Source organism: Pseudomonas sp. JR33AA (genome assembly GCF_021378985.1).
Lineage (GTDB): Bacteria > Pseudomonadota > Gammaproteobacteria > Pseudomonadales > Pseudomonadaceae > Aquipseudomonas > Aquipseudomonas alloputida.
The window spans coordinates 1-1,216 of the sequence record NZ_JAJSAW010000047.1 but is presented as its reverse complement, the minus strand read 5'-3'; the positions used below and the strand labels follow the sequence as shown (position 1 = coordinate 1,216).

The following is a 1,216-nucleotide window of genomic DNA, read 5'->3' as shown; positions in this document are numbered from 1 at the left end:
CCGAGTACCCGGCCGATCAGGCCCTGCACCGCCGGATCGAGGCCCAGGTGCAACGCACCCCGGATGCCATCGCCGTCACCTGCGAGGGCCAGGCCCTGAGCTATGCCCAGCTCAACCAGCGCGCCAACGCCCTGGCCCGGCGCCTGGTCGACGACGGGGTCGGGCCCGACGTGCTGGTCGGCCTGGCCGCCGAGCGCTCGCTGGACATGGTCGTTGGCATCTTCGCCATCCTCAAGGCTGGCGGTGCCTACGTGCCGCTGGACCCGGCCTACCCGGCCGACCGTCTGGCCTACATGATCGAAGACAGCGGCCTGCAGCGCCTGCTGGCCCAGCCCCAGGTGCTGGCCAGCCTGCCGGTGCCGGCCGGCGTGCGCGTGCTCAGCCTGGATGGCAACGATGACAGCAGCCAGGCCGACCCGCTGGCCTGCTCGCCGGTCACGGTCAGCCCGGACAACCTCGCCTACGTGATCTACACCTCCGGCTCCACCGGCAAGCCCAAGGGCGTGCTGCTGCCGCAGCGCAACGTGCTGCGCCTGTTCACGGCCACCGACGCCGACTTCCGCTTCGGCAGCGACGACGTGTGGAGCCTGTTCCACTCCTATGCCTTCGACTTCTCGGTGTGGGAAATCTTCGGCGCCCTGCTGCATGGCGGGCGCCTGGTGATCGTGCCGCAGCACACCAGCCGCTCGCCCGAGGCCTTCTACCAGTTGCTGGCCGACGAACAGGTCACGGTGCTGAACCAGACCCCGTCGGCGTTCAAGCAACTGATGGCGGTGGCCACCACGGCCGAGCCGCCGCGGCCGCTGGCACTGCGCAGCGTGGTGTTCGGGGGCGAGGCGTTGGACGTCAACAGCCTGGCACCGTGGTTCGAACGCTTCGGCGACCGCCAGCCGCAGTTGGTGAACATGTACGGCATCACCGAAACCACCGTGCATGTCAGCTACCGGCCGCTGTCGCTGGCCGACCTGGGCAAGGCGGCCAGCAGCCCGATGGGCGTGCCGATCCCCGACCTGTCCTGGTATGTGCTCGATGGCGACCTGAACCCGGTCGCCAAAGGCTGCATCGGCGAGCTGTACGTGGGCGGCGCCGGCCTGGCGCGCGGCTACCTCAAGCGCAGCGACCTGAGCGCCACGCGCTTCGTGCCGGACCCGTTCGGTGGCCCTGGCGGGCGCCTGTACCGCACCGGTGACCTGGCGCGCTACCACGCCGACGGGGT

At 70.4% G+C, this 1,216-nt stretch carries 1 protein-coding gene; it reads left to right on the top strand.

What is annotated here, in order from left to right; all coding sequences use genetic code 11:
• The coding region (locus LVS58_RS24930; protein WP_233693240.1) for an amino acid adenylation domain-containing protein at positions 1 to 1,216 on the top strand (1,216 nt) is incomplete at both ends.